General features: G+C 36.3%; 23 protein-coding genes. 11 read left to right on the top strand and 12 right to left on the bottom strand.

Features of this window, described 5'->3' with window-relative positions:
• Positions 1 to 49: 49 nt before the first annotated feature.
• The 3 genes from MHH51_RS02255 to MHH51_RS02245 are packed head-to-tail and all read right to left on the bottom strand — an operon-like array spanning position 50 to position 1,880.
• On the bottom strand, positions 50 to 649 hold the full coding sequence (locus MHH51_RS02255; RefSeq protein ID WP_339284261.1) for a TetR/AcrR family transcriptional regulator: 600 nt from the start codon (positions 647 to 649) through the stop codon (positions 50 to 52).
• Entirely contained in the window at positions 646 to 1,446 is an 801-nt protein-coding gene (locus MHH51_RS02250; protein WP_147208901.1) for a DNA alkylation repair protein, read from the bottom strand. Before MHH51_RS02250 ends, MHH51_RS02255 begins: the two co-directional genes overlap by 4 nt.
• A complete protein-coding gene (locus tag MHH51_RS02245) occupies positions 1,443 to 1,880 on the bottom strand; it encodes a VOC family protein (RefSeq protein ID WP_339284259.1) in 438 nt (145 codons plus the stop codon). The genes MHH51_RS02250 and MHH51_RS02245 overlap by 4 nt, the downstream gene beginning before the upstream one ends.
• 309 nt (positions 1,881 to 2,189) lie before the next feature.
• Here MHH51_RS02245 and MHH51_RS02240 point away from each other — a divergent pair, with 309 nt between their 5' ends.
• The 3 genes from MHH51_RS02240 (at position 2,190) to csaA (ending at position 4,232) form a co-directional block, all read left to right on the top strand.
• Positions 2,190 to 2,882 carry an AraC family transcriptional regulator gene (locus tag MHH51_RS02240; protein WP_339284257.1) on the top strand — a complete coding sequence of 231 codons (693 nt, stop codon included), beginning with the start codon at positions 2,190 to 2,192 and terminating at the stop codon, positions 2,880 to 2,882.
• A gap of 88 nt (positions 2,883 to 2,970) precedes the next feature.
• Complete coding sequence (locus tag MHH51_RS02235; RefSeq protein ID WP_339284255.1) at positions 2,971 to 3,870, top strand: EamA family transporter; 900 nt, start codon at positions 2,971 to 2,973, stop codon at positions 3,868 to 3,870.
• Positions 3,871 to 3,899: 29 nt separating this feature from the next.
• Positions 3,900 to 4,232, top strand: a complete 333-nt coding sequence (csaA, locus tag MHH51_RS02230; protein ID WP_339284254.1) for a chaperone CsaA — start codon at positions 3,900 to 3,902, stop codon at positions 4,230 to 4,232.
• A 40-nt stretch (positions 4,233 to 4,272) separates the two neighbouring features.
• On the opposite strand, the gene MHH51_RS02225 is transcribed toward csaA, so the two are convergent.
• Positions 4,273 to 4,872 carry a class I SAM-dependent methyltransferase gene (locus MHH51_RS02225; RefSeq protein ID WP_339284253.1) on the bottom strand — a complete coding sequence of 200 codons (600 nt, stop codon included), beginning with the start codon at positions 4,870 to 4,872 and terminating at the stop codon, positions 4,273 to 4,275.
• A gap of 269 nt (positions 4,873 to 5,141) precedes the next feature.
• Here MHH51_RS02225 and MHH51_RS02220 point away from each other — a divergent pair, with 269 nt between their 5' ends.
• On the top strand, positions 5,142 to 5,810 hold the full coding sequence (locus MHH51_RS02220) for an RluA family pseudouridine synthase (protein ID WP_339284251.1): 669 nt from the start codon (positions 5,142 to 5,144) through the stop codon (positions 5,808 to 5,810).
• A gap of 184 nt (positions 5,811 to 5,994) precedes the next feature.
• Here MHH51_RS02220 and MHH51_RS02215 read toward each other — a convergent pair whose 3' ends face one another.
• Complete coding sequence (locus tag MHH51_RS02215) at positions 5,995 to 6,552, bottom strand: TetR/AcrR family transcriptional regulator (protein ID WP_147208887.1); 558 nt, start codon at positions 6,550 to 6,552, stop codon at positions 5,995 to 5,997.
• Positions 6,553 to 6,789: 237 nt separating this feature from the next.
• On the opposite strand from MHH51_RS02215, the gene MHH51_RS02210 reads away from it, so the two are divergent.
• Positions 6,790 to 7,536 carry an SDR family oxidoreductase gene (locus MHH51_RS02210; protein WP_339284249.1) on the top strand — a complete coding sequence of 249 codons (747 nt, stop codon included), beginning with the start codon at positions 6,790 to 6,792 and terminating at the stop codon, positions 7,534 to 7,536.
• Between the two features lie 49 nt (positions 7,537 to 7,585).
• Here the strand turns inward: MHH51_RS02210 and MHH51_RS02205 are convergent, their stop codons facing one another.
• Together MHH51_RS02205 and MHH51_RS02200 are read right to left on the bottom strand one after the other, a co-directional pair.
• Positions 7,586 to 8,785 carry a DUF418 domain-containing protein gene (locus MHH51_RS02205; RefSeq protein ID WP_339284247.1) on the bottom strand — a complete coding sequence of 400 codons (1,200 nt, stop codon included), beginning with the start codon at positions 8,783 to 8,785 and terminating at the stop codon, positions 7,586 to 7,588.
• Positions 8,786 to 9,053: 268 nt separating this feature from the next.
• Positions 9,054 to 9,203, bottom strand: coding sequence for a hypothetical protein (locus MHH51_RS02200; protein WP_156985918.1), 150 nt, complete (start codon positions 9,201 to 9,203; stop codon positions 9,054 to 9,056).
• A gap of 258 nt (positions 9,204 to 9,461) precedes the next feature.
• Here MHH51_RS02200 and MHH51_RS02195 point away from each other — a divergent pair, with 258 nt between their 5' ends.
• Positions 9,462 to 9,911 (top strand): hypothetical protein, encoded by a 450-nt coding sequence (locus tag MHH51_RS02195; protein ID WP_339286235.1) that lies wholly within the window; start codon positions 9,462 to 9,464, stop codon positions 9,909 to 9,911.
• A 99-nt stretch (positions 9,912 to 10,010) separates the two neighbouring features.
• Positions 10,011 to 10,697 carry a diphthine--ammonia ligase gene (locus tag MHH51_RS02190; RefSeq protein WP_339284245.1) on the top strand — a complete coding sequence of 229 codons (687 nt, stop codon included), beginning with the start codon at positions 10,011 to 10,013 and terminating at the stop codon, positions 10,695 to 10,697.
• Between the two features lie 114 nt (positions 10,698 to 10,811).
• Here the strand turns inward: MHH51_RS02190 and MHH51_RS02185 are convergent, their stop codons facing one another.
• The 5 genes from MHH51_RS02185 to MHH51_RS02165 form a co-directional block, all read right to left on the bottom strand.
• The gene (locus tag MHH51_RS02185) at positions 10,812 to 11,687 is read right to left on the bottom strand and encodes a hypothetical protein (protein WP_339284243.1); all 876 of its coding nucleotides are present in this window, start codon (positions 11,685 to 11,687) and stop codon (positions 10,812 to 10,814) included.
• Between the two features lie 36 nt (positions 11,688 to 11,723).
• Positions 11,724 to 12,077: a VOC family protein gene (locus MHH51_RS02180; protein ID WP_147208881.1), complete on the bottom strand. Its 354-nt coding sequence runs from the start codon at positions 12,075 to 12,077 to the stop codon at positions 11,724 to 11,726.
• Between the two features lie 221 nt (positions 12,078 to 12,298).
• Positions 12,299 to 13,789, bottom strand: a complete 1,491-nt coding sequence (locus tag MHH51_RS02175; protein WP_147208879.1) for a C69 family dipeptidase — start codon at positions 13,787 to 13,789, stop codon at positions 12,299 to 12,301.
• Positions 13,790 to 14,423: 634 nt separating this feature from the next.
• A complete protein-coding gene (locus tag MHH51_RS02170; RefSeq protein ID WP_339284240.1) occupies positions 14,424 to 14,879 on the bottom strand; it encodes a GNAT family N-acetyltransferase in 456 nt (151 codons plus the stop codon).
• A 36-nt stretch (positions 14,880 to 14,915) separates the two neighbouring features.
• Positions 14,916 to 15,440, bottom strand: a complete 525-nt coding sequence (locus MHH51_RS02165) for a GNAT family protein (protein WP_339284238.1) — start codon at positions 15,438 to 15,440, stop codon at positions 14,916 to 14,918.
• A gap of 197 nt (positions 15,441 to 15,637) precedes the next feature.
• On the opposite strand from MHH51_RS02165, the gene MHH51_RS02160 reads away from it, so the two are divergent.
• The 4 genes from MHH51_RS02160 (at position 15,638) to MHH51_RS02145 (ending at position 18,929) form a co-directional block, all read left to right on the top strand.
• Positions 15,638 to 16,000 (top strand): PadR family transcriptional regulator, encoded by a 363-nt coding sequence (locus tag MHH51_RS02160; RefSeq protein ID WP_147208877.1) that lies wholly within the window; start codon positions 15,638 to 15,640, stop codon positions 15,998 to 16,000.
• Positions 15,987 to 16,985, top strand: a complete 999-nt coding sequence (locus MHH51_RS02155; protein WP_339284236.1) for a hypothetical protein — start codon at positions 15,987 to 15,989, stop codon at positions 16,983 to 16,985. Before MHH51_RS02160 ends, MHH51_RS02155 begins: the two co-directional genes overlap by 14 nt.
• 497 nt (positions 16,986 to 17,482) lie before the next feature.
• Positions 17,483 to 18,244, top strand: a complete 762-nt coding sequence (locus MHH51_RS02150; protein WP_156985922.1) for a polyphosphate polymerase domain-containing protein — start codon at positions 17,483 to 17,485, stop codon at positions 18,242 to 18,244.
• A gap of 1 nt (position 18,245) precedes the next feature.
• A complete protein-coding gene (locus MHH51_RS02145) occupies positions 18,246 to 18,929 on the top strand; it encodes a DUF4956 domain-containing protein (protein WP_339284233.1) in 684 nt (227 codons plus the stop codon).
• Positions 18,930 to 19,053: the final 124 nt, after the last annotated feature.

Here is a 19,053-nt window from a genome sequence, read left to right as displayed (position 1 = left end):
GCTATTTTGCAAGGTTATTATACATTTTCCACTTCTAATTGTCAGGTTTTCATTTGTTTTGTTCTTCTCTTAATCCTTCTAACAAATGCCGTAAAACAATCATCGCTTCTTCTATTACATCCATGTTCCGGTCAAGATGGTTAGCAATCCATAATACCGCTTCATTCATTGCTCCGGAAAGACAATGTGTCATCGCTTCTACAGAAAGAGACTTTATTTGGTTTTGCTCCTGCATTGATTGTAATTGTTCTTTTAAAGAATTCATTGAATATTTTTCGTCCATTTTCCGAAATGTATCCCAGCCTAATACTGCTGGTCCATCAATTAAGAGGATACGCTGGTTATGTGATTCTACGGCTCCTTCCAGAAAAGCCTGACATCCATTGACTAATTGCTCCCAGCTATCCTTACTTTGCGCTGCAGCTGCCTCTACATAGCCTCCTACTTCTTCTTGAACTGCTTCAAATACGGCAAGAAAAAGTCCTTTTTTATTCTTAAAATGATGATATAAAGCACCTCTTGTTAAGCCTGCTTCTTTGACGATTTCTTCTAAAGAAGCATTCGCATATCCATATGCTGTAAAGTGGTGCCGTGCTATGTTTATTAAATTCTGTATCGTTTGCTCTGTTTCTGCTTTATTTTTCTTCATGTCGGCTCTCCTTTCTGCTCAGCTTGATGCAATAATTCCACTGCATGTTCATTCTTTGATTTTATTAATGTTCTGAATCCATTTTTAATTATTTTAGAATTTATATTCTCCTTATTTGATACATATTGCTCCATCCATTCGAGAACTGCTGCAGGATTCTCTTTTGTTAAATCATTTATGTGATTAGCCACAGATTTTTGAACATAACGAGACCTGTCACACATTAATTTTTCTAACAGATATAAATTATTTCGTATATCGTTTTTTAATGGAGGCATCTTTTTAGCCCATGGAAGACGCGGCCGGGTTCCTTCGCTTACTAAGCGTCTAATATGCGGGTTAGAATCTCCTATCCAATTTTGAAAATAATTCATGCAACGATCAACATCTGCCATTAAATAGGCTCTGACAGCAAACTCCGATGTATGGCGTTTCGTAATTTCATACATGGCTTGAAAGGATAAATCAAAATAATCTAATCCATATTTTTCTACAAAAAGGGCAACAGGCATCAGGAAATAACCTTTGGTAAACATCCCTTCTTCTGTTTCATTCTCTGGTCCCAGAATGTTTAATAAGATAGCTAAAGCTTCTTCGTAATCTGCAGGAAGATATTGCTTTAAATTGTCCGTTATTACTTCTACACGTGCCTTCAACTCTTTATCCTCTACTTCTGCCCTCACCGCATCTACAAAATCATATTTAGAAAAAGGAGGATAATGCGGCTCAATTAAATCAGCCAGCCTGAGAGCCAGTTCTTTATCAAAATAATATTTTAAAGCTATATACTCGCTCATGATAATCCCTGTTCTCCTGTTTCCGTTTCTTTATAATAATCTTGAAAGGATTTATCAGGAGGAATAACTGTAATCACATCAATCAATACACCACTCGGGTCACTCGTAATAAAATGCCTTTGACCAAATGCCTCATCACGTAAATCGAGATGCAAAGGCAACTTATGTTTCTTAACTAATCGCTCATAGATTTCATCGACATTTTCTACCTCAAAATTAAGGATTAAACCCTGGACAGTGTTTCCAAAGGAAGAAGGTACTGTTTCATGATCTGCCTGAAGGATTGCTAACTCCCCTCCTGTCTCTTCCTGCTTCAAACTTATATACCAATCCGCTTCGAAAACGATGGAGAATCCAAAATGTTGTAAATAAAATGTACTGGTTTCACTTACATTCTTCGTCATTAATACTGGATAAAAACCGCTAAGCTTCATTTTTTTCACTCCTTATTGTAATTTAGATTTACTTTAACATACATACAGTATGTATGTAAATATGATTAATTATAGAATCATATTTAATTTTTAAAACCTTATACTTTATTGCTAAAACGATTCCATGTATCGTGTTTCTAAACAAGCAAAATGACGCGGATCAATTGTTAAAGAAAATTAACTGGTTTGATACCGAATTTCCAGCAATAGAATAAGCAAAGAGTTAATAAAAATTTCTTTCAATTCATTTACCTTACTGCAAATTAATGATACGATATTTTAAATTTAACCTTGAAGGGAGAAAACATAATGGAAAGAAGCCAGCAAATTGTTTGTGAAAAAAGATCCTACTCTAGAGAATTCCATTCACACCAGCATGAATTTGGACAGTTTCTCTTCCCGCTGCACGGTTCTTTGGATATCCGGACACAGCAGCAGAAAATAAACCTCGGACCAGATTACTGTTTCTATCTTCCTCCAAACTTTCAACACCACTACCGCTCTGTAGACAGAAATGAATTTTTAATATTGGATATTCCCTTACATTATTTACCAGATGGCTCTGAAAGCATACATATCCGATTAGATGAACACTGGACTTCTATCCGTTATTTATTGCTGGAAGAGGCAGCTTCGAAAAATGATTTATCTCCCTTGTCAGATTTAACCAGGTACATTGCAAAAAAACTGCAGACTTCCAATCCCCCTTCTATTGATTATATTCACAGGCATTTCAAAGAGCCGATTCGAATAGAAACTCTGGCAAAAATAGAACATTATCATCCAGTTTATTATTCGGAATGGTTTAAGAAAAGAACCGGTAAAAGTCCAAAAGCTTATATTTTAGAGCTTCGTTTACAAGAAGCAGAGCATTTATTGCTTTCAACCGGATGGTCCATGTCCCGGATCAGTGAAGAATTGGGCTTTGAGAATGCTTCTTCCTTTACAAGATGGTTTGTCAGGCACAAGGGAACAGCTCCAAAAAAATATAGATTTCTTTAAAACAGATAAAAGAATGTTAAATCAGGTATAGAAAATGCATCAACAATTTTTTATGATGAATTTAATATTCTTTTTTGGAGTGGGTCAAATGCAAGGAAAACTTTCCGCTTTGCTAATCCTGCTGGCAGCTGTCCTCTGGGGAACAACAGGCACCACGCAGGCTTTTGCACCTGAAAGTGCGCACCCTATAGCGATTGGAACAATCCGCTTAGCTATCGGAGGGCTCTTTTTATTATCTCTGGTTTTTTTGTTTGGCAAATTAGAGTTAAAAAATTGGCCAAAGAAAGCAACTATTTTGGCAGCTTTGAGCATGGCTCTATACCAGCCATTGTTTTTCTCTGCCGTTACTATCACCGGAGTGGCTATCGGAACAGTAGCAGCAATAGGAAGTGCACCGATTTTATCAGGGCTGCTGGAATGGATATTTTTTAAATCCCGCCCATCAAAAATCTGGTGGTGCTCCACTGTTCTTTCCATTTCCGGCTGTATTCTTTTGTTTGTAAACAGAGAGGCAGCCTATGTAGATCCTGTCGGTGTCATCATGTCTTTGGGAGCAGGACTTTCCTTTGCCATTTACACACTTGCCAGCAGAGATATGGTTCAAAAATTCCCATCCTTAAATGTTGTTGCGGTTATTTTTACGCTCAGTGCGATTTTCTTAGCTCCGTTTTTATTTATCTTCGATATATCTTGGGTGAAGAGCTTGCAGGGGATTGGTGTAAGTATTCAGCTTGGAGTTATAGCTACTGGGATAGCCTACTTTCTTTTTGCCAAAGGGCTGACTAAAGTTTCTTCCTCAACTGCGGTAACGCTTGCCTTGGCAGAGCCTTTAACAGCGGCATTATTAGGAGTGCTCCTATTAGGAGAAAGCTTAAATACAACCGCCTGGCTAGGTATCTCACTTTTAATTATCGGGATTGTATTATTAATTGGATCATCCAACGCGATGAATCGTAAAAATAAATCTACAAGGATGACCTCAGCCTAAATAAATTGATTAAAGGAGACAACATAAAAATGGCAACGATAGAGGATTTTTTAAAACTGGATATTCGAATTGGCACCATTCGATACGCTGCACCTTTTCCGGAAGCAAAAAAGCCGGCAATCCAATTAGAAATCGATTTTGGAGAAGAGATTGGAACAAAGTATTCTTCTGCTCAAATCACACGCAGATATACTCCCGAACAGCTCAATGGGCGTCAGGTTGCAGCAGTCGTTAATTTCCCGCCAATGCGTATTGCGGGGTTCAAATCAGAGGTTCTTGTTATCGGCGGTACTCCAGAAGATGGAGATGTCGTTCTTCTGAGTCCAGATGAACACGTTCCAAATGGCACACGAGTCTCTTAAAATAGTTAAAAGGCAAGGGGAACATCTCCTTGCCTTTTAACTATTTTGTACTTGTCGCTATAAACAGAGAGGCATCTTGCTTCATGAAGATATGATTCCCATGATGAAAAGTATTCATTTCAATATTTTGGAAACCAGCATCGTTTAATACATTGCTTATTTCCTCTTTAGTAAAACCATTATGCACTTTTGGATGCTGGATTCTTTCATTTTTATCAAAATCGACGATAATAAGCATGCCGTTTGGATTTAGCATTGTACTTAATTTTTGCAGAAGTGGCCCTATATCTGGAACATGCAGCAGAACAAGCGATAAGATAATGACATCTGCATTCAAGTCCAAACCGTCATCTTCCACTAAATTAAATTCTACTGCTTCAAAATGAGTTAATTGCTGCTTCTCTATTTTACCTTGGGCAACCTGAATCATTTCCTGAGAAGCATCTATCAGCCATCCCTTTTCAAATTGATCAGCAAGCTGAAATGTCACCAAACCTGTCCCTCCCCCATAATCCAGGATGGAATGATATTGCTTGCCGGCCAAGACTTTCTTTATCTCTCCGGCAATAATATTTGCCAACTTTATTCGATCTTCTGTATCATATTTTTTTGCCATTTGATTGAATACGTTCTCTTCCATCTTTCCCCTCCAACTAAATGTCTTTCGCCTTTTTATAGAATTTCATTGGTTTTTTAATATACCATAATTCCATATATAAACAAGAAATAAGCAAGAAAGCATAACCTTCTAATTAAATATCATCGCAGAAGCAAGTTTTACGTAGACTTCATTTTATAATTCAAACAAACGATTGATTTACTGCTGAGATGCTATTAAGAAGATGCTCCCTTGATTAAAAAATCTGCTATGTTATCATTGCCTCAGTATGAAATAAAGGAGTTTTACCCGTGAATGTTCCAATACTTTATGAGGACAATCATTTACTTTTTGTAGAAAAGCCTGTCAACATTCCCGTACAGGAGGATAGATCAAAGGACCAGGATTTACTTAATCTTTTGAAGGAAGATTTAAAAATCCGCTATCAAAAACCGGGAAATGTATATTTGGGAATGGTTCATCGCCTGGACCGCCCTGTAGGAGGAGCAATGGTCTTTTCAAAAACATCCAAAGCTGCTTCCCGCTTATCTGACGCAATTCGAAGACAGGCAGTAGAAAAGAAATATTTAGCTGTGGTAAGAGGAAAGCCTAAGAAAAAGTATGGGTTATTAAAAGATTACCTGGTAAAGGATAAACGTGAAAACAAAGTGTATACAGCACATCCGGAGAATAAGAATGCTAAAGAAGCCAAGCTAGAATATGAAGTTATCGGCAGTAAAGAAAATTTGAGCCTGCTCTCTATCAAACTGCATACCGGTCGGCCGCATCAAATTCGTGTTCAGCTCTCCTCCCGTGATTTACCGCTTTATGGAGATCAAAAATACGGAGAAAAGGTTAACCAAACCGGAGAACAGATTGCATTATGGTCAGAAACGCTCGTAATAGAGCATCCAACGAAAAAAGAAGAGATTAAGGTTAAGTCTCAGCCGCCGGATAAATACCCATGGAATCTTTGGTAGACTCGTATATCAGATAAGTGTTTGTTAATAAAAAAAGTAAAGGAGCTTTGATTGCGGCTTCCTTTGCTTCTTTTATAACATCTTTCCTGCCTATAGTTTTTTTCACAAGATTATTCCCACACCTGCTTTTTCCTAGAGTTTAATAATCTGATTTATTAATAAAATATTTCTCCCTTATATATATTTAAATACTCATTCTATAAAACAGCGCATATTGCTCATTCATATAATCCAAACTGTAAGAAAAATCATCAGCAACCCAGTACATAATCATACCAACAAGTGCATTTGCCTGATAGGCAGTGTAGAGCTGAATATCAATATCCTCATTCTTATACAGCTTTAAAACCTCACCAAGCAGCAGCTTTATCTTTTCATAAAATAAATAGTAATAGGAAAGCGATGCCTTATTTGTAAAAACAATTTTATAAAAATCACCGTATTTCTTTACATGATGAAAGATACGTAAAGAAGATGGATCTACTTCATGCGGCTGGACCTGCAAATCACGATAAGCCCCCTGATAGGAGTCCTCCAAATCTTCCATAACTACCTTAAAATATTCTTCAAATAAGCACTCTTTCTGATCATAATGCAAATAAAATGTCCCTCTGTTTACTTTTGCCAGTTTACAAATTTCAGAGACAGAAATAGACTCCATCGGTTTATCCATCAAAAGCTTCACTAATGCCTCATGAAATGTCTTCTTCGTTTTAATAACTCTTAAATCATTTAAATTCAAGCTGCTTCACCTCTTAATAGACATTTTTCACAAAAATCGTTCATTAAGCAACATTCTCCATTTTTTTGGTTATTGAATTAGAATTTTATCCTATGCTACTATCATAATAGACAGTTGTACATTAAAACAATATTTTTAGTTTATACTAAAGTTTGTAAGCGTTTTATTTAAGGTAAATAGAGAGAGAATACATGGACAGCTGTTGAACATTGTAAGCTATTAAAAGGGGGAGCTCTTATGAGCAAGGTTTACTTAATCACCGGGGCAGCAACCGGTCTCGGGCGGGCTGTTGCATTAAAATTGGCAGAACAGGGGCATCGTTTAAGCCTGGTGGATTATAACGAAAAGGACGGACAGGCTACTGCTGAAGGCGCTAAAAAGCTGGGTGCCGAAGTTATTTTTGTAAAGGCTGACGTTTCCAATGAAGAAGACGTTAAAAATTATGTAGCACAAACGGTTGAGGCTTTCGGAACCATAGATTATTTCCATAATAACGCCGGAATTATGATTCCATTCCGTCTGCTTCATGAGTACTCAAGTGAAGAGTATGACCGCTTAATGAATATTAATGTAAAAGGGGCATTCTTAGGAATCAAATATGTTATTCCTGTAATGATAGAAAATAACGGCGGTACCATCATCAATACTGTTTCATCCAATTCCTTTAAACCGACAGCCTTTAACGGTGTCTATGCTGCTTCCAAGCATGCACTTGCCGGATTAACTAAATCTATCGGCCAAGACTATCAGGACTTGAATATTTTCGCAGTGGGGGTTGCACCTAATACGATGCAGACGAATATTTCCGCTGCCGCATCAACTACTTATACAGAAGTAATTGGTGCGGGAATCGCTGCCTCTACAGGGCCTAATATTCCGGCAACTGCGGAAGAAATTGCCGATGTTGTTATTTTTGCTATGAACAGAGCTAAGACTTTAAACGGATCTACTGTCAATTGCGCAGGAGGCCAAATCTATAATTAATTTTGAAACTGCAGAAGGCTGTAAAATGTGGAAAGGAGCCAAATATCTTCTAGTATTTGACTCCTTTTTGTTTTTCCGGATTTTCTTTATACTTTTGATAAGCTAAATAACGCATAGCGCTTTCCAAAGGTCCATTCATACAAAGCTTTTCTAAAACGGCTGCCAAAACCACAGCTACTATCCATATGGCTATAGCAATAATCGTGACTCCAATATTGTCTAATGTCCCGCCTAAATCAAAAAATACCGGAGATAACAGGATAACTAGCAAGGCTTCGTTAAAAATGAAAAAAGTGAGTGAACGCTTCCCTAGAGCAGCCAATGAATAGGTTAGCCAGCCAGGATTTTTAATATAGTTAGCTATTACTCCAAACAGAGCTGCATAGCCTATTCCAGCAGCCATCCCTGTTATGATATGAAGCCCCCATATAATCCCTGCTGTTTGAAGGCTTGGCCACCATACTTTATCGATCATCAATAAGGGGAATGCTCCGATAATGGATGTCATTATTCCTATCACAGCAATTTTCTTTAATGTCTTATGATGCTGCTGGGAATTAACCAGCAAATGTTTTTTGCCGGCCCACATGCCTATAAGAACAGAAGGAAGAACGGGAAAAAGAAAGTGAATAAATATCGGGATGATTGGAAAAGAAAGAGCGGCTTCTATAAAGAATTGCAGATACCCAATATCCGGTGTAACTTCCACTCCGAATCCATAACTGCCCATTTCTTTCAAAAAACCGCCCCATAATAAAGGAAGATAGAGCAAAATAATCAAAGTGATAAAAATGGTAACTTTGATTAAGGCCTTGTTATTCCGTGGCAGCAGCCAAGCTGTTAAAAGACCAGCAATCCCATAAGCCATCAATATATCCTGCCCGCCGATTACTACGGCAAATATAATTCCGAATAATATTAAATACCAACATCTTCGCCGGATTGTTTTAAGCGCTGCTTTTTGGGAATTCCCTCTTAAAATCTGTTTCTCAAAAATCATCATCAGTCCATAGCCAAACAAAACCGCAAACAGAGGACGCGCACGATTGTCTATAAATAATTCTCCAAACGTATTGACGATTGTATCGATAAAAGTAATGTTTTCCGGACGGCTCATCACACCAGGCTCAGCATTATATAAAAATAAGGGAGCATGAGCAAGAACAATTAATAACAGCATCCATCCTCTGGCTAAATCTAAGGAAATTGCTCTTTTTTTAGAAGTTTGAGTTTCTCTTTGTATGTCCAATTTATGATCTCCTTCACACGAAATTGATTAAATATATAGTTTTTTGATTGGTTAATCAATTTAATTTTAACATACTGTTTTTAAACTGTCTGCCCAAAAATTTATTTCTTCACCATAAAAAAACGCATTGAATGGAATCAAGTTTAACCTCAATCCATCCAATACGTTTATCTTATTCCTTTTAAGAAACGTGAATTATTCTTTTTATTTAACTGCTTTCAATACTTTATTTCAACCTCTCAGCTTTCGAAAAACGCTCACCCAAACCTTATTCCTCTTCCGGAGAGTGCTTTCCCATTTTTTGATATATTGCTTCTCCAACCAGACCTATCCCTATTCCTATCATTGTCCCCGCCGGAATATTCCCTGTATAAAAACCGATACCTATTCCCAAGCACATAAAACCACCGATAACCATACCATCCCTCCCCTATTAAAATAATGGAGTATATATATCATTATTGTAACCTGAATCAATACTGTATTCATCTTTTTTTTGAAAATATCTGTATATTCTAACTTAAAAATAGTTGAAGTCCATTTATTAATCACAAACACAATTTAATAAATATTTAATAAATCCTTTAGATTTCTTTAAGCTCTTCATCCTATTATATGAAGCAGCACTAGAAATAATAGTTATATTCAAAAAAAGAGAGGAGTTTTCTTATTGTCTATGCAAAGGATAAATAATTATTTAGGTGTGCCTTTATTTACTTTAATCATGCTTTCCCTGCTAGGTGTTCCTCGTGTCATTGCCCATGATCTATCTATTATTGAGGAGGGCAGCCTGGTAAACAGCATATTGGTCTTTGCCCCAATTATTATATGGATTATGTATACCAATTTGAAAAATATAAAGAAAACCTTTTTATCACTGCTATTAATCGGTTTTTTCTACGGGATATTTTTAGCAGCCGTTCATCAAATTTTATGGAGCACTGCCTTAGATACGCCTATTCAATTTGGGGGCAACTTAAGTAATCTGCCACAAACCGCAGTAAACCTCATTGCCCGTATATTTGCGTTTCTCAGCAGCGTAACAACCGGTATCGTAATAGGTGCAATTACAGGAGCAGCCGGTTCTCTTGTGAATTTTATTAAGAATAGTTTTACATCGAGATAAACAGGTGATTAAGAACAAAAATGACGAAAAATAAGCAGAGCTGATAAAATGAAGATAGAAGGCTTGTAAATGTTGCTCATATAAAGGAGAAAGATATAAATGACGGACTTAGGAAACTGGAAAAATAATGCTCATGGTCATAAATTTATCGCTTCCTTCAGCGGAGGAAAGGACGGCTCTCTGGCTCTTTATAAATCAATGAAGGCTGGAGAAGCTCTTGGGCTCATTGTCATGATGGAGGAAGAAGGAAATCGCTCCCGGTCTCATGGCATGCCTCCAGCGATTATACAAGCCCAGGCTGACTCGATTGGATTGCCGGTATACACTGCCGCTGCAAGCTGGGCAGAATATGAAAAGGTATTTATTAATCTTTTAAAAAAAGCGAAAAAGCAGCATGCAGAAGTGCTGGTTACCGGCGACTTGGATATGCCTGCAAATGGCTGCTGGCACGATGAGGTCACAAAAAAAGCTGAATTAAAGCTGGCCATGCCTCTATGGGAAATGGATCACCGCCAAGCTGTCAGAGAATTCATTGACCTGGGATTTATTGCGATAGTTGTAACTGTTAATCTATCACTTGGTATGCAGGAAGAAGATTTAGGGAGAACATTAGACCATGAATACGTGAGAGAGCTTCAAAATCGCGGTATTGATCCCTGCGGAGAAGGTGGAGAGTTCCATACAACTGTATTAGACGGCCCTATCTTTAAATATCCTGTTTCTGTTCGTAAAGGAGCGGTTCTTAGAGATGGAGATTATGCTTTTTTATCTTTAGAGCTGAATTAAATAATGAAGATTTATACAACAGTCTTAAGACTAAAAATCGGAATGAGATTTTAGCTCGTTCCGATTTTTAACAACTAAACCCGGCTTTTCAATATAATCAATCTTAAAAAATAATTAAAATTCCCTCTTATAAATTCCTTTCCTTCCATATACATAAAGGAATTTCCCTCTCAAAAATACCGGACCGGCTATATGCTTTCCATGTTCATCAACAAGTTCCAGCCCTTCCCCTTTTGTTATCGTCTGATTTCTTATCTTAAAGCGTGTCAACTTGTTCATATCCATCTGTGCAATTAAATTACCTTGCGCAAACAAAAATTGATTCAGCCAATGATGTCCTTCCATCCTGTATCGATTTTTTTCTTTCATATTATCCAGTTGAACCAGGAAGTAATCATCATAGTAATAAAAATAAATTTCACTGGAAACGACAACATTTAAAGCGCAGCCATCAATAATGTCATACTCCCTTGCTCCCCATAATTTATCTCCATTTATGGTATATGCAACAAGGCCGTCTCTCCCCATCGTCTGTTCCCAGCCAAAATTTCCAAATATCCCTTCATCAAAATAATTTACCCAAATAGTATCCTTTTCATCAATTTGCATATTTTCTATTCCATCGCCAAGTGTAAAGGCTTCAATCAATTGACCATTCATATTGTATCTTCTGGCATTCCGCTCTGCATATTCACCATCTTTTAAACAACGGGCCTGGACAATTAATAGAGTTCCATCTGAAAATAAATCAATGTGCTCAGGAATCAGCGGTACGTTTGTTAATTGAACGGTTTCTATTTTTTCGTTCTTAATAATCCGAATTGTCCAATCCCGTTTTAGTACTGGACGGTCAAATGGATTCAGCTCCTCCTCATTTACATTTCTTTCAATCAGTAATAAATCTCCATCTCTCGTTATTTGACCGCCTGTAAAATGGAGTTCTGAGGAGTAATTGATGTGTTTTTGCAATGTTAATTTTTCTATTTTCACCACTCCATTCCCGCTTCGTTTTTTTACCTTTTGAAGCTAACATTCACTAATCATTAACATATTCCCGTCCGGATCTTGAAAATTAAAATAATGATTATGTTCAATCTCTGTCATCAAATGAACGCCTTTATTTTTCATATATTGAAATGCTTCTTCAATGTTTTTGGTATTCAGGTGAAATGCCGGTGCTTTAAAAATTTTATCCTTTGCGTAAATCTTACTATCCAATACAATTCCTGTGCCTTCCATAGGGATAACATATAAATGGTCGAAAAGTATTTCCCCATCTGATTTTAATCCTAAAATATCACAATACCAATCTCTTGCTTTTTCAATATCGCTGACCGGGATAAATACTGTTCCAATTTGGTTTAAGATAGGATTGCTCATTAAAGTACCTCTCTTCTATAATTTTTAAATGAATTGTTACGGTTCGCTTATTCCCATTGCTACTAAATGTCCGCATCAGTTTTTTTAATAAGGAAAATAATAATACAGATTATCCCCATGAATATAGACAAGATACCTAATATGCTCATGGTCAAACAGCTGATAACTGCAAAAATTTATGGTTATTAGTTGTTTGTTATTATATTTTCCCATCTAAAAATTTACACTTCTTGGATAATAGTCTTTAGTTTTTTTGTTGTCTTAAGTGCTTCTGTAACACATTTATTTGTAAACTCACTCAAAACCTGTTTATAGCCTTCACCATTTTCCCGCTTTAAGTTCATCGCTTTTTCTTCTATAATTTTAGCTTCTAAGAGCCATTTTCTTTCCAAATCATTATATACTTCTCGAATAATTGGCTGGCGTATATTGAATTTCCCGCCATAGGCATCACCTTTAGCAGTCTCTAGTAAATCACGCATAATCCACCAGAAAGAATCATCCTTATAAGTGTCTATTTCAGCATCTTGAGGCGCCATAGCATGTTTACCATAAGCACCAGCTTTAGATAATATTGGATTTATTGGACCTGCTTCAGGATAAAACGGGATATAAACACCAGTACATGGCACTCCTGCCAACCACCACATTACAGGAAAACGATCCTTTTCCTTAGGTAAAATAAATTGGGATGATGACGCTGTATTCCCCCAAGTAAATTCTGCTGGTGAATGGTGCATACAGACAGTTAAAAAATCGGGTAACGCAGCATTCATATATGGCCCTTCTAAAAAAGTATCTTCATAATGGTCACGCATAATCCGTCTTGACCAAGGTAAACCGATTCGGCCCTGATTATTATCTAAGCCTTCTTTCAATAGCTGCTTCATTCGTTGCACACGGATATGAGACAGTTGTAATGGTTTTTCAAAATCTAGAAAAGCCTTAGCAAAATCGAATTCCGACCGACGTTCTTCTTTCCACCATCTCTTTTCAATCGCATAATCAATAATGCCATCAGATGCTAGATCCCATTCTGTCCGAATACTAGGTTCATTAGAAATTGCTTTAGTTCCCTTAGAGATCCTTTTAGCCATAAAGTGCTTACCAACAGTTTCTAAAACATAGGACTCGTCTTTATCAGCGATAATAAAAGAGTTATCGTAAGCTCCATCTTCCGGCTGGACGGCCGGATTTCCAGAAGAAAATTGACCATATTCTGCAAGCAAACTAGTGATTACATTTACTGCTTCACGAGCACTTTTAGCTCTTTCCAGTCCTAAGCGGATAAATTCCATCCCAATAATTCCATATTCTACATTCTCTCCATCTTTAACTGCTTGCATTTTCTCAGCGACATCTTTTGTAAAAATAGCTTCATTTCCAATCGCTACACCATGGACATTTATACCTTCCTCATAACCCCAGCACCAATAAGGGGAAGAGCCTATATGTTCATAAGTTTCTTCTACTTGACCAATCGTGACATTTCCTAATTTTAATTTTTCATTAGGGCCATATGTCTTTTTCGGATAATACATTAATGGTTGCGCATCATACTCAACTCTATCACTATTTTTTGAAAGAATTGTAGCCTCTTCTTCTGAAACATCTGGCATAATAACAAAGGTATCACAGCTCCATGAGGAGTTATTTTTAAATGTCTTTAATTCCTCATCCGTAAAATTTTGCTTTGCAATTAAATCTCTCATGTCTATCCTTCCTTTCCTAATTTGAACTGGTATCAACAAAAAAAGCATTACCTCCTTATAATTGTATGCCCTTACATTCAAATTCTATCATACTGTTATTATACAGATAGTAATTTAGACGGGAAATTTGAAGATAAATTACCTTAAATTGTATGAAAACATAACGCCCCTCGACCTTTTAAATAAAAACTTTCATTTGATACAAACATATTTTATTATTTTTGATGAAACAAATTACAACCATTATAAAGTGAAATTTAAAATAGATGTTCTAAAAGAAAACAGTACACGTCATTTCTATGAATACTTTGATGCGAAGTTTATAAAAAATGTAAAAATAAAAAATTGACGGTAAGGTTTTGGAAGAATCCTTTTATGTTTAGGAATCTGTAAATGATGTACTGAGAAAATTAAATAAAAGAGGAATAGATGAATGATAAAATTAATGAAATCCCAACAGAGTCATAAATTTATCATTCATAAGATAATTTCATTTTTAATCAACACCTAATTGGAAACAATAAATTTTTGATACCTAAATAAACATGCTACCAATAGAAAAAACTAAAAGCAGCATTTCTGTAATTCATTTAATTTGAGTATGTTATATGGAAGCTATAAAACCGTTTGAAAATCACTCAGAATTTCCTATTTCCCAATGAATCATTGTTTCTGTTGAACTTATTTTTTTCATACCTAATTTTTGCAGCACACGAATAGAACCGTAGTTATCCTGAAGTGTTTCAGCTATTACTCTGTCTACTTTTGATGTTTTGAAAGCCCACTGAATCAGCACTTCCATAGCTTCGGTTGCATAACCATTTCCCCAATACCTTTCCAGAAACCCATACCCTGCTTCTACTACTCTGTTCTTATCCGGCTTCCCTTTAAATCCTATATCACCAAGGATAGACCCGTCTGATTTCCGGACAACAAACCACGGCCCCCAATACAGTAAAGAGGGATCTTCATTTAACTTTTTCAAGTGAGTTGAGATCTGCGGTCCGCTATCATATTTTTGATTAATAGCGATTTCAACCGTTTCTTCCGTACATGGTATAACCTTAAGTCTTTCCGTTTCTAATTCCATGATTAGTTCTCCTTAAAAAATAATAAATACGTAACCTTATTTCAAATCCGAGGATAGCATTCCATACACTAAGCTGTCTGTCCATTCCCCTTTACTCCAGTAATCCTGTATAAAATGTGCTTCCTTTCGCATACCTATACGCTCACATAATTTTTGCGATGCTTCGTTTCTTGCATCCAGATTAGCCTGTATACGATGTACCTTAAATTCACTAAACAGATTATTCACTAAAACACTCACAGCTTCTGTCGCATAGCCTTTTCCCGAAGCTTCTGAAGAGAAGGTGTAACCAATTTCAACTGTATCTTTCATCTCTGTATACCATACAGCCAAATCACCAATTACTTTTGTACCGCTTAGTACCGCCAGGCTTAAAGGGGTTTCTTTAGTCAGTACATTATTCTCCAGTTTTCTCTGAAACTCCTTCTGTTTATTTTCATGCGTCCACTTATCATTCAAGAGATATTTACAGGTAGCATCGTTATTATAAATATGAAATACATCCTCTAAATCTTCTTCATTGAATGGTCTGATTAATAATCTTTCCGTTTTAAATTCCAAAGAAATCCCTCCTTAGAATACTCCGCTTTCCATAATTGCAATCTAAATCAGTCTCCATAATTGTATCAAATTATTTGCTAAATGACCGACTTTTATGAAAAAGGATGCTTATTTGATAAAATATTTTACAACAAACTTTAATATGCACTTTACAATAGTGTGTATCATACACTATAATGAATATAGGAGTTGATTACATGACTGAGGCAAAGGAACATTTAGATAAAATCATGCAGGAATTGCGTAGAGGAACCATTACAATTGGCGCACTAAGCCAGCTTTCAGAGCCGCAATACGGGTATTCCCTCGTAACGATGCTCAGTGATAAAGGGATACATGTTGAGCCTGGAACATTATATCCCTTGCTGAGAAGATTGGAAAAACAGGGACTACTGGAAAGTAAATGGGATACAAACGAATCAAGGCCGAGGAAATATTATTTACTGAGTAAAACTGGAAAAGAAGTTTTTGATTTACTGGTTACAGAATGGAAAAGTATTGCTGCAAGTCTGGATCAGATCATAGAAAATAAGAGAGGTGACGAAAATGGAGATGATTAATCGGTATATTTATGCGGTTACTCAAAAGCTGCCCCAATCGCAACGGGAGGATATTGCAATTGAACTGCGCGGGTTAATTGAAGATATGCTGGAGGAACGGGCAGGGCAAGGGAACGGTAAAGAAAATGGTGTAGAAGAGGTCCTGCTGGAACTGGGCAGCCCAAGGTCATTAGCTGATAAATATCGGGGGAAAAAGAAATATATCATTGGCCCAGAGCTTTTTGACACCTATATTTTAGTGGTGAAGATTGTTCTCATTGTTATGAGTTCTCTAATAGGTATTGGATTTATCATCCAAACTATTTTAGAGCCAATGTCTATTTTAGATCATTTTATTGATATGATTGTTTCTGCCGTTACAGAACTTCCACAGGCTTTCGGCTGGGCGACATTCTGGTTTGCTATCGGTGAGCTGTACGGTGGAACAAAGCAAAAAGATTTAATCGGAAAGGAATGGAAACCCGCTGACTTATCGCCCATTCCAGATGAAAAGAGACAAATCAAACGCAGCGAGTCGATTGTCGGAATTATTTTCTACACGATTATCATTGTATTTCTTGCCTTTTCGAATGAGTACTTTGGAATTTGGGTGTTTCAGGATGAATTTAATGGTGTTGTTCCATTTTTAAATGAACAAACCTATGGCTCCTACTTATTGTTTATTTTTCTCATATTTGGAGCTGGAATTATCAAAGAATGCCTTAAGCTCGTTGCCGGGAAATGGACGTACAGGTTAGCTGCTTATACAACAATTGTAAATGTCATATCGATGGCAGCAATACTGTTTATGATTAGCGGACCTGATTTTTGGAACCCTGAATTTATGAACCAATTAGTAGAAGCTGGTGTGGTTACGGCCGGTTCTGAAGCATTTGATACAATAACCACGATTTGGAATCAATCTACATTTTGGATTCTTATTCTATTTATTGTCGGTTTAGTGTGGGATGCTGTGGATGGATTTATAAAGTCACGAAAAAAATAAATGCTCGCTGATGACGCATGGTTGAATGAAAGATAATTCAATCGTGCGTTTATTATTTTCGCAGGCTTTCAATGTTGGTAAAATAGGAGATTGTTGATTCATTCATATCTTCCTTTTGTTTAAAAAAACATTTTTTCCTGTTTATATACGGTTTTACAAACCACCCATTTTTTATAAACAATGGATGGTTTGTTTGGGCATTTATTCGCTCTTTCCCTCGCCATTTCCGCCCACTTATTTATCCACTCATATTGTCTTTTCGAACAATTCTCTTCATTAATTAATTTTTAAATAATAACGTTCATTTTTACACTGAAGGCATTTGGATCAAAAGCTCTAAATTTCAATCTTTTAAAAACCGGAGAACACCGCTTGAGTATATTAGGCTGCCCAGTAACGAATGAGCTACATTTATTTTCTCATAGAGTTCTAACCAAATTTTAATCGCCTTCTTACCCAGTTCACTTAAGCTGTTATATAAAAGGGAGGTGAAAAAATTGGCAATAGAAATTTTCAAAAGGAAAGAGCAAAAATATCTGATTACGTTAGAACAATATTCTCTCTTACTGGAACAAATAATGCCTTATATGCGATCAGATACATTTGGAACAGATGGAAAATATATTGTTAGCAGCTTATATTTTGATAGCAATGATTACAAAATTTATTTTGAAACAAAGAATAAATTGGCTTTCAGGCAAAAACTGCGCCTGCGCACCTATAATGAAACAGGCATTGATGGAACCGCTTTTTTTGAGGTGAAACAAAAACATAACAAAGTAGTCAACAAACGCAGGATGTTACTTCCATTACAAGAAGCATACCTCTATATGGAAAAAAGGGATGAGCAGCATTTAAACAGCTTTCATACATCTAATTTACAAGTACTTCGTGAAATCGATCATTTTCGAACATTATACGAATTAAAACCAGAAATGATTGTTAGTTATGACCGACATGCACTTCACGGAATAGATGATCCTGATCTGCGTATTACATTTGATTTTGACCTGCGCTGCCGCAACGATGATCTGCTCTTGGAACATGGTTCTGAAGGAGAGTATTTTATTAATCGCAATCTAATTGTATTGGAAGTAAAAGTAAATGATAGTGTTCCATTATGGTTAACCCGCATTTTGCAGGCGCTTCAATGCGAACAGCGAAGTGCCTCTAAATACTGTACCAGCATGGAATTGTTACAGAGAAATCAGCTCCCGGGTGATGTTGAAAGAGAATACGTATCAATAGGAGGTATATAAAATGGATTTTATTAATAAAATATTCGATTTACAAGCTAGTGAGCCATCTAGCGTTTATATGATATTACTTGCATTAGTCATGGCAACCTTATTGAGTTTGATTATTACGAAGATATACATAATCACATTTACAGGCGAACGTTATGCACAATCATTCGTACACACCATTATTATTTTGAGTATTATTGTCTCTGTGATTATGAATGTGGTTAGTGACAATGCCGGCGTTGCATTTGGCTTATTTGCTATTTTTTCACTGATTCGATTCAGAAGCGCTGTCACCAATGTTAAAGATATTGCGTATATTTTCTTTGGTCTTTGTGCCGGCATGACATGCGGACTTTTTCGATTCGATTTAGCAATCATACTCACTTTATTTGCTTGTTTAGTTCTTTATTTGCTTTATAAATTTGAATATGGAAAAGGGAAAGATACACAAATTTTGAAGGTAACTGTACCGGAAAACTTGAATTATGAAAATTTGATGCATGACGTGCTTGCTGAATATACACTAAGTTCTTCTTTGCGCCAGGTAGAAACTACTAACCTTGGAACAATGATTTTGTACACTTATGCTATCCGCATGAAAAATGAAGTCGCTGATAAAGAATTGCTGGATCATATTCGCGAAAAAAATGCTAATTTAAAAGTGTCCATTACTTATATAGAAAATACAGATGGATAGGTAAGTTAGATATAGCAAAATACTTTACGTAAAGTGAAACCTCATTCAGTTGAGGTTTCACTTCTAAATTATATTCCTACATGTATTTGTGAATAATTTCACAAATATGCCATAACCTGCACAT

Origin of the sequence: Oceanobacillus sp. FSL K6-3682 (assembly GCF_037976165.1) — a bacterium.
Taxonomy (GTDB): Bacteria; Bacillota; Bacilli; order Bacillales; family Amphibacillaceae; genus Oceanobacillus; species Oceanobacillus sojae.
This window is presented reverse-complemented; position numbering and strand designations above follow the sequence as displayed.